General features: G+C 48.3%; 11 protein-coding genes. All 11 read right to left on the bottom strand.

From position 1 onward, the window contains the following. Window positions 1-73: 73 nt before the first annotated feature. The gene (gene cydC / locus AC6EJC_RS15425) at window positions 74-1882 is read right to left on the bottom strand and encodes a thiol reductant ABC exporter subunit CydC (protein WP_444954735.1); all 1809 of its coding nucleotides are present in this window, start codon (window positions 1880-1882) and stop codon (window positions 74-76) included. Further along, window positions 1863-3677: a thiol reductant ABC exporter subunit CydD gene (gene cydD, locus AC6EJC_RS15420; protein ID WP_444954734.1), complete on the bottom strand. Its 1815-nt coding sequence runs from the start codon at window positions 3675-3677 to the stop codon at window positions 1863-1865. Before cydD ends, cydC begins: the two co-directional genes overlap by 20 nt. Beyond that, the gene (gene cydB / locus AC6EJC_RS15415; RefSeq protein WP_444954733.1) at window positions 3677-4690 is read right to left on the bottom strand and encodes a cytochrome d ubiquinol oxidase subunit II; all 1014 of its coding nucleotides are present in this window, start codon (window positions 4688-4690) and stop codon (window positions 3677-3679) included. Before cydB ends, cydD begins: the two co-directional genes overlap by 1 nt. Next, complete coding sequence (locus tag AC6EJC_RS15410) at window positions 4677-6083, bottom strand: cytochrome ubiquinol oxidase subunit I (protein WP_444954732.1); 1407 nt, start codon at window positions 6081-6083, stop codon at window positions 4677-4679. Before AC6EJC_RS15410 ends, cydB begins: the two co-directional genes overlap by 14 nt. Window positions 6084-6482: 399 nt before the next feature. After that, entirely contained in the window at window positions 6483-8141 is a 1659-nt protein-coding gene (locus tag AC6EJC_RS15405; protein WP_444954731.1) for a response regulator, read from the bottom strand. Next, a complete protein-coding gene (locus tag AC6EJC_RS15400) occupies window positions 8134-9924 on the bottom strand; it encodes a cache domain-containing sensor histidine kinase (RefSeq protein WP_444954730.1) in 1791 nt (596 codons plus the stop codon). The genes AC6EJC_RS15405 and AC6EJC_RS15400 overlap by 8 nt, the downstream gene beginning before the upstream one ends. 179 nt (window positions 9925-10103) lie before the next feature. Next, entirely contained in the window at window positions 10104-10682 is a 579-nt protein-coding gene (gene def, locus AC6EJC_RS15395) for a peptide deformylase (RefSeq protein WP_444954729.1), read from the bottom strand. A gap of 391 nt (window positions 10683-11073) precedes the next feature. Continuing rightward, window positions 11074-12048: a polysaccharide pyruvyl transferase family protein gene (locus AC6EJC_RS15390; RefSeq protein ID WP_444954728.1), complete on the bottom strand. Its 975-nt coding sequence runs from the start codon at window positions 12046-12048 to the stop codon at window positions 11074-11076. Then, on the bottom strand, window positions 12023-13402 hold the full coding sequence (locus AC6EJC_RS15385; RefSeq protein ID WP_444954727.1) for a lipopolysaccharide biosynthesis protein: 1380 nt from the start codon (window positions 13400-13402) through the stop codon (window positions 12023-12025). The genes AC6EJC_RS15390 and AC6EJC_RS15385 overlap by 26 nt, the downstream gene beginning before the upstream one ends. A 72-nt stretch (window positions 13403-13474) precedes the next feature. Next, window positions 13475-14428 (bottom strand): glycosyltransferase family 2 protein, encoded by a 954-nt coding sequence (locus tag AC6EJC_RS15380; RefSeq protein WP_444954813.1) that lies wholly within the window; start codon window positions 14426-14428, stop codon window positions 13475-13477. Between the two features lie 39 nt (window positions 14429-14467). Beyond that, window positions 14468-15409 (bottom strand): glycosyltransferase family 2 protein, encoded by a 942-nt coding sequence (locus AC6EJC_RS15375; RefSeq protein ID WP_444954726.1) that lies wholly within the window; start codon window positions 15407-15409, stop codon window positions 14468-14470. Window positions 15410-15530 lie beyond the last annotated feature (121 nt).

Below are 15530 nucleotides of genomic sequence, written 5' to 3'. Positions count from 1 at the left end.
AAGACACAGCAATAGCCCCCAGCACAAAATGTGTTGAGGGCTATAAGTTTGCTTAGGTCAATCTATTCCTATTTCACAGACTCGGATGATCCAGCTCATACAGGTTGCGGTATCGGGGCTGCTCCTGCCACAGCTGTTCATGACTGCCTCGCATGGAAATGGTACCCTGTTCCATAAAGATCACCTCGTCCATGTGCTCCATTCCCGTCAGATGATGTGTGATCCAGATGAGCGTTTTGCCCTCCAGCACACGAAACATCGTCTGCATAAGTTCATGCTCCGTCAGCGGATCAAGCCCTACTGTTGGCTCATCCAGCAAAACAATCGGGTGATTTTGCAGCAAAATCCGCGCCAGCGCAATTCGTTGTCTTTCTCCGCCTGAAAAGCGAAGGCCCGTTTCCTGCATTCGGGTATCGTAGCCCTCCGGTAATGAATCAATCAGGGTTCCAAGTCCCACCTGTTCCGTTACCGCACGAACCTCTTCCAGCGTAGCATCGGGTCGTCCTAACCGAATATTGTTCGCTACCGTCGTATCGAACAAATACGGTTGCTGGTTTAACACTGCAAACAGACTGGAGTAAGCTCCACCTGTATATACGGGTATCCCTGCGACAGTGACGCTACCTTCATCTGGCTGCAATGCTCCCTGAATCAGGTTCAGCAGCGTGGACTTGCCTGCACCACTGCGGCCAAGCAATGCAACCTTGCCCCCCTGCGGTACGTGCAGGGAGATATCACGCACGCTCCATTCTTGCGTTGCTGCATAGCGGTAGCTTACGCTGTTCAGCAGCAGGTCCCCTCCGTGACCAAATCCCTGAGTGGCAGCCTGTTCCTCTATAGTGTCTGCTGGGCCGCCTGCTGCTGGTTGCCCTGCATCCACAGTAACCGCAAGCGATGATGACGCAGGTGTATGTGTATCTTTCTCTGAATCCTTTAACCGACGAAGTGAATCCTGATACTCCGGTGCATGAACCACCGCTTCTCCAGCGCGTACGAAGGCATCCAACAACGGAAAAGCTACAAGTGCAAAGGATGCCAGCCATGTTGCTTCAATACGATCCTGTGCTACCAGCCCTCCGGCCCACACAGTCATAATCACAATTCCGCCGCCTACAACACATTGTGCGATCCAATGAGAGCGCCACTCGGCCCGGCGAAGCGAATTTTCCACCACAGCAGCCTTTTTGTGCCGCTGTGTAAAGGTGCTCAGGAAATGTCCAGTCCGTCCGCTCAGCACCAGATCACTCATGCCGAACAAAGCATCAGTCAGCTCCTGATAGGCTTTACTCCGTTCCTGTTTGAACGCTCGCCGTTTGGCGAGCGAAGTCCATAGCGAGATGGCTGGGGCGATAAAAAGCAAAAATCCGCCATATAGCGCCATTAGCAGAGCAAATGTTCCATCCATCCATCCGAGCGCAGAGATGCCTACTGCATAAATCAGTAACGCCGATAACGCAGGCAGGACTAGCTTCAAATAGATGTTTTGAAGCTGCTCAATATCTTCCGCCAGCAATCCCAACAGATCCCCTGTACGGAATTTGCTGCGGATCATCAGCGCTTGCGGTTCCACTGCCCGATACAAGCGTACCCGCATACGGGACACAAGGCGCAGCGCAGCATCATGTCCTACCAAGCGTTCCAGGTACTGAATGACCGCTTTACTAAAGCCAAACGTTCGCACAAGCACAATTGGGACGTACACCATTAATATATTTTCCGGTTTTAAGGCCGAACGGGTAATCAGATGACCGGACGTAAAGAGCAACGCGCCTGCACATCCAATTGCCAGCGCGCCCAAAAGGGCAGCTGCCAGAAAGGCCCAAAAATATTGTCTCAGATAAGTCACAAACCAGCCTTGACTGCTATTGTCCGTTGCTCTCATATCGTCCGCTCCCTCCTTCCGACATCCCCGTCAACAATCGGTAATATTCCCCCTTATGGGCAACCAATTGCTTGTGGGAGCCTACTTCTTCCAGACGACCTTGATTCATCATCCAGACACAGTCCATATCCGGCATCCAATGGAGCCGATGGGTGGCAAGAAACATTCTCTTGTGTTTCAAAACCGACAAAATCGTCTGTTTTAGCTCCCATTCTGTCTCAATATCCAGATGTGCCGTTGGCTCATCCAATAAAATGACCGGACGGTTACTGAGCAATGCCCGCGCCAATGCAATCCGCTGCGCCTGCCCTCCGCTCAGCGTCCGACCTGCTTCACCAATAGGCTCATTCAATCCCCCCGGAAGACCGTCCACCAGTTCACGCAGTCCAACCGCGTCAATCGCCCACTCTACTCGCTGGTTGGATGCCTCCGGTTCATAAAAGCGGATATTATCTGCCAAAGTAGCGCTAAACAGGTATGGATGCTGAGGAATATAGGCAATATGCCGCTGCCATTCAGCTTTAGCATCCCCAGCCAATCGGCATCCATTAAGGATCAGCTCGCCCGAAGTAGGATCAGCAAAGCCGCCAAGCAGACTAAGCAGCGTCGTTTTACCTGCACCGCTAGCTCCGACGATGCCGATCATGTTCATGTGCGGTTCAACATTTGCAGACACATGTTCAAGCCGCGCGGAACCGTCTTCATTAAGGAGGCACACATTGGACAACTCGAGGGTATCTTGTCCTGTGATGTCCAATCCTTTACCGTTATCCGCATCCTTAACATTGACCGTACTGCCACTCCCCGTGAGGGTATCCGCAGAATTTATGTGTGGCTCTCCTTCGGTCGCTTCATCCTCTGTACCGAGAATGGAACGCATCGCTCCCCAAGCCTCCTTACCATCCAGTGAGGCATGATAGTCTGATCCCAACTGGCGTATAGGCATAAAATATTCTGGTGCCAGAATAAGCACCGCAAGTGCTGCCTCCAGACCCACCGAACCACTAATCAGGCGCAAACCCAAGCCTACCGCGACAAAAGCGACCGATAGCATACTAAAAAAATCGAGGGCAAATGAGGAAAGAAACGCCACCCGCAGCGTACGCATCGTTGCCGTGCGGTATTGGTCGCTGACCTTCCCAACGCTTTCCCCATGCTCTCGGCTACGCCCCAAAAACCTTAGTGTCTGTAGTCCACGCAATGAATCGGTGAAATGATGTGATAACAGACGATAGGAACGCCACTGCTTATCTGCCTGCTTCCGCGCCGCCAAGCCAAGCAAAATAAAGAAGCCCACCAGGATCGGCATCGTAGTCGTCAAAATCACACCTGAAATGACATCTAACGTGAAAACATACACAAGCACAAGTAAAGTTACAGCCATCATGTCAATCATGCGAGGAATGGACAGTTCCAAATACGTGCGAAAACGATCCACCCCGTCCAGAGCTAGCGTTACCAACTTGCCGCTACCTTCCTTCGCAGCAAAACCCGGACCCCGCTCGAACAAACGTGCAAGCAGACGCTCCCGTAAGGAAGCGCCTGATGCTTCGGCAAAACGGCCGGCTGTCCGGCGTTGCAGCCAGATCATCGTATGCCTCGTTGCAAAAGCCGCGAAAAACAACGCCAGCGACGGCCAAGCCATCACCAGCGGATTTTGTTCAAATAAAATCGTAACAGCCTTTGCCAAGAAGATTGCTTGTGCAATCACAGCGGCCCCCTGGAGCAGGGAAAGGGCGGCCAGCAGCAGCATTACTGGCCGAATGCCCTTTAATTCAAACCATGCTTTATCCATTAGTATTCCAAATGATCCTTCTCACTGAGACGCTTATGGAACACAAAATAGCTCCACGCCTGATAAGCCAACACAAAGGGTAAAAGCGTTGCTGCAACAATCGTCATGGCTTTCAGTGTGTAATGACTGGAGCTTGCATTATATATCGTCAAATCAAAAGCACTGTTGATCGAACTCACCATAAATCTTGGGAACAAACCGACGAATAATGAAACGAAGGTCAGCAAAATCATTGCACCTGTCATCCCGAAGGCCCATCCTTCACGGCGCTGCTTCAGGAAATACCATGTCAGCACATAGGCGACAATTCCCACCGCAACCGCAACATACATAAAAGGACCGCGACGTGCAAATAAATCCGTTGCAAAATAAGTCCATACCACCATACCAGCGAGTAAAATCCCAAATACCGGAAGAAATTTGGACGCGATCACACGAGCACGATCCCTTACTTCTCCAATCGTCCGCAGAGAAATAAACGTCAGTCCGTGCATCAGGCACATTCCGACCACTGTCAGTCCAATCCATACGGTATATCCATTGAACACATCGGAAAATCCAGCTTTCAAATCCATGTTTTGCTGAATCGGTACACCTTTCACCAAAGCCGCAAAGGCCATACCGAACAGCATCGGCGGCAGGAAGCTGCCAATCAGAATGCAAGCATCCCACGTTCCTGTCCACCATTTCCCTTCTGCCTTGCCACGGAACTCAAAGGAGACTCCACGTAAGATCAAACCTAGCAAAATAAACACAAATACCAGATAATATCCGCTGAACATGGTCGCATAAAAATGCGGGAAAGCGGCAAACATCGCACCCGCTGCTGTGATCAGCCACACTTCGTTGGCATCCCAGAATGGACCAATCGTATTGATCATCAAACGTTTTTGTTGGTCATTACGCGGTACCAACCCTGTAGCCATCCCCACGCCAAAATCAAAGCCCTCCAGAAAAAAGAAGCCGGTGAACAATACAGCGATTAATAAGAACCATAAATCATTTAGCGACAATGGTGTCACCCCCTTGAGCAAATGGGTCATGAATGACCGTTTGCTGATGTGGCTCGATATCCGGACCTTTGCGAGCCGTACGGAAAAACAGAAACGCCAGCACACCTGTTAAAATTAAATACAATGTGGTAAATGAGATGAACGAGAACAGCACTTCTCCTGCCACAACAGTAGGCGAAACAGAATCTTTTGTTTGAAGCAAACCAAATACAGTCCACGGTTGGCGACCTATTTCAGTCATGATCCAACCAGCAGTATTCCCAATGAATGGAAGAGATATCCCCCATATCATGAGACGGAAGAACCAGCGATGCGAACCCTCCAACTTTTTACGGAAAGTCAAATAAGCTCCGTATAAAGCAAGTGCAATCATGGCGCACCCCGCCGCAATCATAATGCGGAAGCTCCAGAACGTAGTACGTACTGGCGGGATATAATCGCCCGGACCATAGGTTTTTTCATATTCTGCCTGAAGCTCATTCATACCAGGCACAGAGCCGGAAAATTTACTATAGGATAGAAAACTCAAAGCAAAAGGAACTTTAATCTCAAAGGTATTTTCCTTGTTTCCAGGATCAATCCATGCGATAACCGTCCAAGGAGCCGGGTCACCACTGTTTTCCCACAAACCTTCACTGGCAGCCATCTTCATTGGCTGTGTTTTCACCAAATATTGAGCCTGACCATGACCAAACAAAGGAATAGCTATAGCGCTGATTAATGCAACAATAATACTTAATTTAAAAGAAGGTTTAAAAAAGTCCATATTCTTTTTGTGCATCAGCTTCCATGCACTAATACCCGCGATGAGAAATGCCCCCGTCGCAAAGGCAGCAAACAACGTATGCGGAAATTCCCATAGCAGTTGTTCGTTCGTTAACAGAGCGGCAAAATCTTTCATTTCTGCACGCCCATTTTGAATCTCATATCCTACTGGACGCTGCATGAATGAATTGGCAGCCAGAATCCACAAAGCCGACAACATCGTACCGATAGATACCAACCACATGCAGATTAAATGGACACTTTTGGACAATCTTTCCCAACCGAATACCCATAATCCGATAAAGGTTGATTCCAGGAAAAATGCAAGCAGCGCTTCAATTGCCAGCGGCGTACCAAATACATCACCCACAAAACGAGAAAAGTCCGACCAGTTCATCCCGAATTGGAATTCCTGCAAAATCCCGGTGACTACGCCCAGTGCAAAGTTAATCAGCAGAAACGTTCCCCAGAATTGAGCCATTTTTTTGTACAAGTCATTTTTCTTGATAACATACATAGTCTCCATAATTGCCACCAACAACGACAATCCAATGGAGATCGGCACATAAACAAAGTGAAGAATCGTTGTGGTTGCAAACTGCAACCGTGCCAAATCCAATACGTCCATGATGTTGCTCCTCCCCCTGCACTTCTCTTAACAATGATTTATAGTCTGAAGCCTTCTTTATATTTGTGATAGTATTCACATTCTTACATATGCAGCGGTCACTTTTTAGGGAATGACTCACTCAGCTACCTTCACCATTGTTTTCATGATCCGGCTTCAGAATATCCCCATTATATAGAATAAATTTAAATAAAATAGAATCGAAAATGTGAACATCGTGTCAAAGGTGTGTCATAACGATGACGAATTTATGAAAACAGCCTAAATTTCTTAATAACTGTGATATTTTCGATTGATCTATCCATTTTTTTACCATACAAAAAAAGCCTCTCTTCGTTCGGAGGACGTTCCTCCGACATCTGCAAGAGAGACTTCATAGCGTTAAACCAAGGGGATCTATCAACTGCCATCTGTTCCTCCGTTCTTCTGAACCCGATTACGGTAAGAGGAAGGCGACATCCCAGCATACTTTTTGAATTTACTATGAAAATAATCTGCATTCGCATACCCCACGCGTCCCGCCACCTGATGCACCTTAATTCCCTGTGCAAGCAATTCCCTTGCTCGCTCAATCCTCACCTTATCCAGGTAGGCATTAAAGGCCTCGCCTGTATAACTTTTGAACAGTTTACCCAAATAGCCACTATTGTAATTAAACATATCTGCCAGTAACTCGAGTCGCAAATTTCCATCATAATGACTATGTATAAAGTCAATCATTTGTTTCATGATGATCTCTTTGCCACCAGTATCAGTCTGGCCAATCCATTTCAACACATGCTCCAGCGAGTGATCCACCAGCTCGCACAATGTGGAATAAGCATATACATCGGTTATCAAGCTGGAGTGCTCCTCCAGCACGGCTCGGCTGTGCTCCTGTCCAGCTGCATACTTGTTAAGCGCCAGTGTGAATGTCTGAGCGAACGCCGCCTTGATTGCAGATTCTGTACGATAAACCCGTGGAAATCGGGCTTCCATTTCCTTAATTACACGGGTCGCAGCTTCACCATTAGCCATATCCAGTGCATAGTACAGCTTTTCTGCATAGCGTATGGGATCATCCGCGGCTCTATCATTCAATGCATCCATTCCAGCATCAACAGTCTCCAATTCGTGTAGATCACCGGGAAGCATTACCCTTTCTGCCCGGAACAAAAACGTACGCTCCAATAATCGTAGCGCCTGCTCAAAAGATCTGGCGATATCGTTAAGAATGTCTACCGGATCACCGGCAGCCACATAGATTTCCGTTACCCACGGCTGTAGCTCCTGTCGCCAAGAAGCCAGTAGCTGAACAGCATCTTCCTCCGTTTTTAACGTGGCGGGAAGCAATAGGCCCGTATATATTCCGGCTTCAAACACAATGCCTCTGCCCTGCTCACGGCACATTTCTGTTAGTCGCTGCTTTGATGCCGACTGCCGGGCTTGCCGATCCCAGTCGGGTATACGCAAATCCAGCAAAATGACCTGATAGCTACCCCAGTCCAATGCTGGTAACGCCAGCTGTTGTCCGTGTTTTCCATCGCCGCTTTGATGTTCAGCTTCCTTGGATGCTCTGTGAAGAGAGTTGCTGCGTTCCACATCATCAGGAGCCTGCTCTCCATGAACCGGAAACAGTAGTGCTTCGATCCAATCACGCTCATAGGAAGGCGGACTCCCCCATTTGCCGTCTTCCTTTTCGTCCTCAATGCTTTGCCGTACCCGTTTCAGCTCTGTCGTCATTTCTTCCTCATCAACTGGCTTCAATAGATAACCATCCACCCCGAAGCCCATGGCTTGCCGTGCATAATCAAAGTCTGCATATCCGCTTAATATGAGAAAATGAAACGGCTCCCCGTTCATTTCACGTATGCTTCGTATGACCTCCAGTCCACTCATCCCGGGCATACGAATATCTACAATGACCAGTTCCGGCCGATGCTCTCCGAATTTTTCCAAAGCCTCGCGTCCGTTCCCTGCCGTATCTACAATACGGAAGCCACAATCCCCCCAGTCAATAATGGAGGACAATCCTTCACGAATCGCGGGCTCATCATCTACAATCATTGCTTTATACATTCGACTCTTCCTCCCTTGGTATGGAAAAGTATACGGTTGTTCCTGCCTGTAATGCGCTTTCAATATGCAGACCATAACGTTCACCATACATCAACGTTAGACGTTGGTGAACATTACGCAGACCAATACTGCTCCCTTCCGGCTCATCCGTACCCGTGATACGAGCCAGCAGACGGGTCAGTTGCTCCGCTTCCATGCCAATCCCATCATCCGCCACTTTAATTTGCAGCTCTCTTGGTTCTATCGTAATATCCACTTTCACGGTAACTGGCTCTTCTTTATTTTCTAGGCCATGAATGACTGCATTTTCCACCAGCGGCTGTATAATTAAGGGAGGAATCGACATGTCCTTCGCGCTTTCATCCAAGTTCACTTCATAGATCAAGCGATTTCCAAACCTGAACTGCTGAATTTGCAAATAGGATCGCACCATATCCAGCTCCTGAAGTACCGTCGTTTTGCCACTGCCAATCTCCAGATTCCTGCGCATCAGCCTGCCAAGCAAACGCACCGTCGTTGCAATCTCCGCTTCCCCGTTCAGATGTGCTTTCATTCGGATGGACTCCAGCGCATTAAACAGGAAATGCGGATTAATTTGGCTGGCCATCATTTTTAGCTTGATATCCTTTTGCGCCAATTCAAGCCTGTTGTTGTGCTCACTCGTTTCATAGACCTGCGCCATGAGCTGGCGGATACTACTCACCATATAGTTGAAACGGCGGGATAAATCCCCGATCTCGTCCCTTCCCTCCACACTCGATACCACATGAAAATCGCCCGCAGCTACCTTACCCAGTTCATAGCTCAACCGCTGTAGCCGTTTGGTAATAAGCCAGGAAATGATGGTAATCAGAATCAGCGCCATAACCAGCACTGCAAGAACACACAAAGCACCAATCAGGCTGATTCGGTTTGCTCCCTGCACGATATGTTCTGTCGAAAACACCGAAATAATCGTAAATCCGCTCACACTAGAGGCTGGAAGCAGCTCATCTACGATGATGTTTGAGGGCTTTCCGTTTATTTTTGCTTCATATATACCCTTACCCGCACGCTGGACATCAAAGCCCAAATGTAAATCCGTCAACGTCTGACCCACCGACTGGGGACGAGTAGCTGCGACCACAATTCCGTTACGATCCGCAATCAGTGTTTCAAACGGCTCCTTGCTCAACATATGATTCAACTCGGTCTGACTCAGCGCTATCATCAGAACTCCCTTGGTATTGTATTCGGGAAATGGAATTTGCCGTACCAGACTCAGGCGATTGATCGGGTTATCCTCCTTATCCTGAATGTAAAACCAGTTAATCGCCGTCCCCTTCAAGGCCGTCTGGAACCACGGCTGCTGCTCAATGTTGGAGTTCACAGGAATAAACTCCAGATTATTGACGAGCGTCGGATTGTACGAATAGAACCGGATGCTAGCAATCTCTCTATATTGCTGGGCATACTCATTAAAATCCTTGTATTGATGATACGCATTCATCAGCTCTACCATACCCGAATAACGTCGGTTCGACATATCCCTCAGCCTTTTATCGAACATGAGCCCATTTGAAATATCCGTTGGCACTCGTAGTAAATTCGCCGTCTGACTCTTGATCTTTTCCACATTATTTACCGTCTGGGCAATCGCACTATTCAATGCCTGCTCTCGCAAATAAAAAGTAACGCAGCCGCCAACCACCAGCACCGGAATCATGACAATTAGTACGTAGGAGAACAGCAGCTTATTCCGCATACGCATATTATTCATCAGAAGCCGTACGCCACGATACATGCCATCCCCCCATAAGATAAGCGCTTACATTTTTATGTATATTTCATATACTCCATCCCATACTCCATCACTACCTACATGTTTCCAGTTTAAAGCTTCGCAACATCTATATCTATATTTTTTTGCAAATTAAAAAAATGTGGCGAACGGAGTCACCACACTTTACGGATCATGAACAATTAACGTACAAAAGGTTCGATATGCACTCCCTGCGGCAGCTTATGCGGATCTTCCGGGTTGATACGGTCATAGAACATAATACCGTCCAAATGGTCCATTTCATGCTGTACTACAATCGCTGCATAGCCTCTGAAGGTCAGTAGTTCCTGAGTTCCGTCCGGCAAATTGGCCTTAATGCGAATTTTTTCATAACGCGGAACATATCCGGGTATGTAACGATCCACTGACAAGCATCCTTCACCCTGTTCCAAATAAATCATGGATGTAGAGTGGCTGACCAGCTTCGGATTAAACAGCGCATACTCTATCGTTTTGTCTCCATCCTCATAATAGATAGCGCACATTCTTTTATTCAACCCTACCTGGTTGGCGGATAGCCCCACACCCGGGCGTAGATCATAGCGGGTGGCCAGCTCTTCATTTTGGCTATTTTTCAGATAATCCAGCATCCATTGCATCTGTTGAAGGTCCTCTTCAGACAGCGGCAGGCATACCGGATCAACCTTTGTGCGCAAAATCGGTTCCCCTTCACGCACGATATCCTTCGTGAGAAGCATGTCCATCGATTGATTGCTCATTCGTCAGCCTCGATTCATTTAAATAAATATACTTTCATGTGATGTACTGCCATGTGATGTGCTGCAAAAAATGGGGAATTCCCCGGTTTTCTGCAAGTTTTATCCCATAAATTATATCTATTGATGAAATGAATTGTCAAAATAAAGCGACATTTGAAGGGAAGGTTGGCGCAATAGAGGCCGCTACGCTTCTTCAGAACGATTCCGCCCTCTTCGCTACTGTTTTTTTAGATCATGTCATTAAATATTCATTGCCTTATTTGTTCATCACATTAAACCATATCTTTGTTCTACATAGAACGAAACAGAAAACCTCCTAAACCAATTAATGATCAGGAGGTTTTGAATGTTTTAGTGCGTTAGAAGCCGCCTCTCAATAATTTTCTTTCTATTAAGAGGGCTGCTCCAACGTATTTGGAGCTTCGCTGAACAGCTTCGCCTTCGGATTCGGCTGTGTCCAGGTATTATAATATTGCGAGTTCTTGCCGTAGGAATTGTCAATGACCACATGCGGCATGTCAAGCAGGCAGGCCAGAATGTGACCGTGCAGCCGTGAAGTGCGAACCTCGCGGTAAGAACTGAACAGCGTAACCGCCTTGTTCATGAGATGGTCGGTATACTTGTACCAGAATGTACGCGTAGGCAACGGGCCGCCGATTTTCTTATCCAGACGGTAAAACTTCTGGAAATAAACGATCCCCTTCACTTCCAGCGGAGTGAACAAAGTGTCCCAGTCCAGACGGTGGGCGGCATCTGCCTCGTCATCGAATTTCTTTTGCCCTCCCACCGTTTCAATATCCGTGCGCAGGAAGTACAATACATCCTTCACTGTTTCCGTAGTCGGCTTCAATGGCCAGAGCTGGTGCGCCATATCAGGACATAGTGTGATACTGCACTGATTCAGCTTGTCCTTAGCCCACTGATAAGAGCGTGTATCCCGCACAAACATATGTAGATCCGGGTGAGCATTAAACAGGGCAGCGACCTCATTGGCCTTCTGTTCAGACTGAAAGTGGATCGTCTGCGGCATGATTACAATTCGGTGGTCAGGGAAATCCCGAACGATGCGTTCCCGCAAATTTTGGTGATTAGAATATAGATCGCCGAAGTTGCCGCCGCCGTGGCACACGATAATCCAGTCGCCCGGAATTTGAAGCTGATCGGGGATATCCATAGCACTGTAACGGGCACGAACACGGATTCCATTATCCTTGAAGAACGCCTCGGTGCCTTTCATGATGAGTACATCCCCACCGTTATTATAGACGGGATAGTCGACATAAATAATATTCGAACCTTGGGGGACCACGTCGAGAATGACGCTCAGCTTATTTTTCAGTTTAGCCATGGGATGCAAATTCGGCATCTTTCAGTTCTCCCTTCCTGCGCTTCTTTTGTATAGTCTGAATGACAAATGTAATATCACTTTTATCAAAAATGATCCGTGATAGCGGAACATTGAAAAACATCGGGAACGAGAACAGTGAGAACGCCAACCGTATACAAGCGCCTACAAGCAAAGCAATAGCAATGCCGTCCAGACCGAAGATCGGTGTACAGATAAAAAACAGACCGACGGTGATCGCATAGGCTACAATTTGCCGGAAGAGCACAAGCCCCGGACGCCCCAGCGCGTTAAAGGCCGAAGCCAAAATCCATGATCCGCCACCGATGATACATTCCAGTGACAGCAGGTAGAACGTTAGCGATGCTTCCAGAAAAGCGGGGCCGTACAGCAGACCCAGCATGTATCGTCCAATGAAGAGAGCAGGCACAATGACGATTAGCATCGCAGCCATGGAGATGCGAAAAGCACGGCCCACCGTTTCGACAATCTTGCTGTGCTCCATCCCCGTCACCTTTGGAAAGGTTACGTTAGTGACGGCATTTTGCACCACATTGAACACACGAGACAAGGCGTAGACGACAGAGTACAGACCGAATGCTTTGGGTGACAGCAGCGCCACAATGACGATTTTGTCCGTTTGTGTGGACAGCGTCCCCATCAACTCCATCCCGTAGACCCTCGCTCCATAGCTATAATAAGGGCGAAGCACTTGGCCGCTGGTCAACGGGCGAAATGCGCGCAAATTCATATGCTTGCGCAAACGGAGGAACGCCCACACTAGTGCAAGGAAACTCGCGGCAAAATTCACTGCCCCCGCCAGCTGCACATTGAGTAAGCCCATCAGCCACAGTGTCACCAGACCGATGAAATTCAGTAACGGGTAGTAAAACAGCAGGCCATTATATACGCTAAACCGATCCAGCCCTTGCGACAATGCTGTCGTGAGCGCCGTAAGCACCGCCAGCGGTACCGCTGCTGCACAATAAAGCTGGGACAGTTGGATGATGTCCGCACCATAACCATTCAGCCACAGCGGCATGCATATCCAAGCCACTGCTCCCGCCAACAAGCTGGCAGGCAACTGAATCCAGAGCGACAACGCCAGCAGTTCTTCCGTCGTACCTGTTTTCTTTTTGAGGTTATAAATTAATGACGTTGGCAAGCCGAAGCTCAACACACTGCCGATCAGCGTAGGCCAGAACAGAACCGCCGCCAGTTCTCCTTTCCCCTCTACTCCGAGCATACGTGCGGTCAGGATGGAAGTCAGGGTCGTGACGATTAGCACAAAAAAATTGTTAAAGCTCGTGCGCATGATCGTTTTGGCGAGACTGTCACCCGTGAATACTTTCCTTGCTGCTGTCCATGTGCTCATGTTACGTCCAACTCCTGTTCCTATTAAGCCTCTCGTCTCTATGCTCGCATTGCGTCTTTTGACGCACCTCCATCAGCCTACCGTTTTTTTGGAATTGCGTTCAGGCAACTGCCCTCCGCCAACAGGCTCCTTCGGACTTGAAAAGATCGCTTTCAGCGCTCTTCTATAGCCTTGAATGGCAGTATGATTTTTCTTGGGCTTTTCTCTCAAAATCTGATACAACGTCGTCCAATATAGTGCTGCATAACCGATCGGTCCAGATCCCTCTTCACGCAGTAGATGAATATGATTCATCACCCGCATATAAGTAACCTGCTCCATATTGTCGCGTGAGGACGGCGATTCGTGATGAAGCAACGTAAGCGCCGGGTTAATGTATAATGGGCCGCTTTTCATTGCGATGCGCGAAAGTAACAAATCCTCCCCTACGCTATAGCTTTGCAACCAAGGTACCGGCTCCAGACCGCGAATCGCCTCACGACGAAATGACATATTACAGCCATGGAAAAACTGGGTCCTAAACGTCTTCTTGGCCTTGTGCCAGTTGTACATCGAGCCGGACTGACCGCTGAGGGACAGCCTTCCTTTGGACAAAGACTGCTGGAATGACAGCAAGCAACGAATAGTCCCCATAAAGCTGTTACTCATTCCCTGTGCAATGCCGCCGACACCAGCGGCCTGCGGGTAAGCCTCATAGGTACGCATCAACTCAGTCAAATAGTTGCTCGGCAGCTCAACATCATCGTCAAGGAACAAAATGATGTCACCCTGCGCAAGCTCAGCCGTCTTTACACGTGATAACCATAACCCCGGCTGCTCCTTGCGATGATATCGGTAGGTAATTCCCGCTCTGCCCAACTGACGCTCATAACGTTCCAGCACATGCTTCGGCAGTTCTCCGTCGTCAATAATCCATAGCTCGGTTTCACATGCCTCCGGTGCTCCCCCAATGGCAATTGAATTAATGCATCGGGTCAGATCGTCAACCCGATTTCGGGTACACAGAGCAATGGACAAGCTTAACATCATACTCCCCCTTTATCCTGTAAATGTGTATGAAACGGTTTACTGAACCGCTGGGCCTAAATATTCGTTATATTTTGGCTTACGCGGGTTCAGAATGAACAACACCCCCTGCTTGTATCCATCTGCGGCATTAAAATTGCGGCGCAGCGTTTCTTTGAGCATCAAGTAGGATAAGGTCCATAAAAGGGCCCCATACTGAATCACTCCCGCGTTTTTCAGGGCAAGAAAATAATAGTGGTTAATCGCCGTAGCCTTGGCTACTTTGCCCGCCTTGTCGCGCGAACTTGGGGATTCATGATGGATGATAGTTAAGTCGGGATTGATAACCAATTTGCCGTAACGGCTTGCCAACTGGCACATGTACAAATCGTCAGCCACGGCATAACTGGTCATCCACGGATACGGCTTCATGTCCCGAAGCGCATCCTTCCGAAATGACATATTACAGCCATGGAAAAATTCTGTATCAAAAACCTCAGTTGCTTCGCCCCAACGCAGCAATGAACCTGCCAGACTACTGGGCGAGAGCTTGCCGAGGGAGGAAGACATCTGAAATGTCAAAACGCCCAGCAGCTTTCCTGCCCGGCTCGAATGTAGTCCCTTTGCAATCCCTCCAACACCCACAATCGTTTCATCCTGATCATAGGTATCGAGCAAGCGCCGGATATAGAGTTTATCGTCCAGTTCGGCATCATCGTCAAAATACAGCACAATATCATACCGCACAAGAGACAAGGCCTCATAGCGGGATAACCAAACGCCGGGACGACTTTTTTTATAATATTTCAGAACGCCTTGAGGCAATCCGGATACCATGTGACGGTACTGCTCGATCTGTTGGTCGGAAATATCGCCGTCATCAACAATCAGCAGTTCTACAGCCGTATGCTCCAATTGCTGCTGTACTGCAATAGATTGTATACAGCGTGTCAGGTCTTCGATCCGGTTGCGGGTACAAATGATGATGGAGACATCGGACATGCCATTACCTCCTGTGTGTGTATCCAGATGCTTTGGAAGAGATATTCAAAGTTTTTCCAATTGCTGGATTATATATGTTTATTGTATCTTTGACAGCGTTTGAGTGTATATACCTCTTTTG

The sequence above is a fragment of the Paenibacillus sp. TY11 genome, from assembly GCF_059772165.1.
The sequence above is the reverse complement of the archived record's forward strand: the minus strand, read 5'-3'. Positions and strand labels throughout refer to the sequence as shown.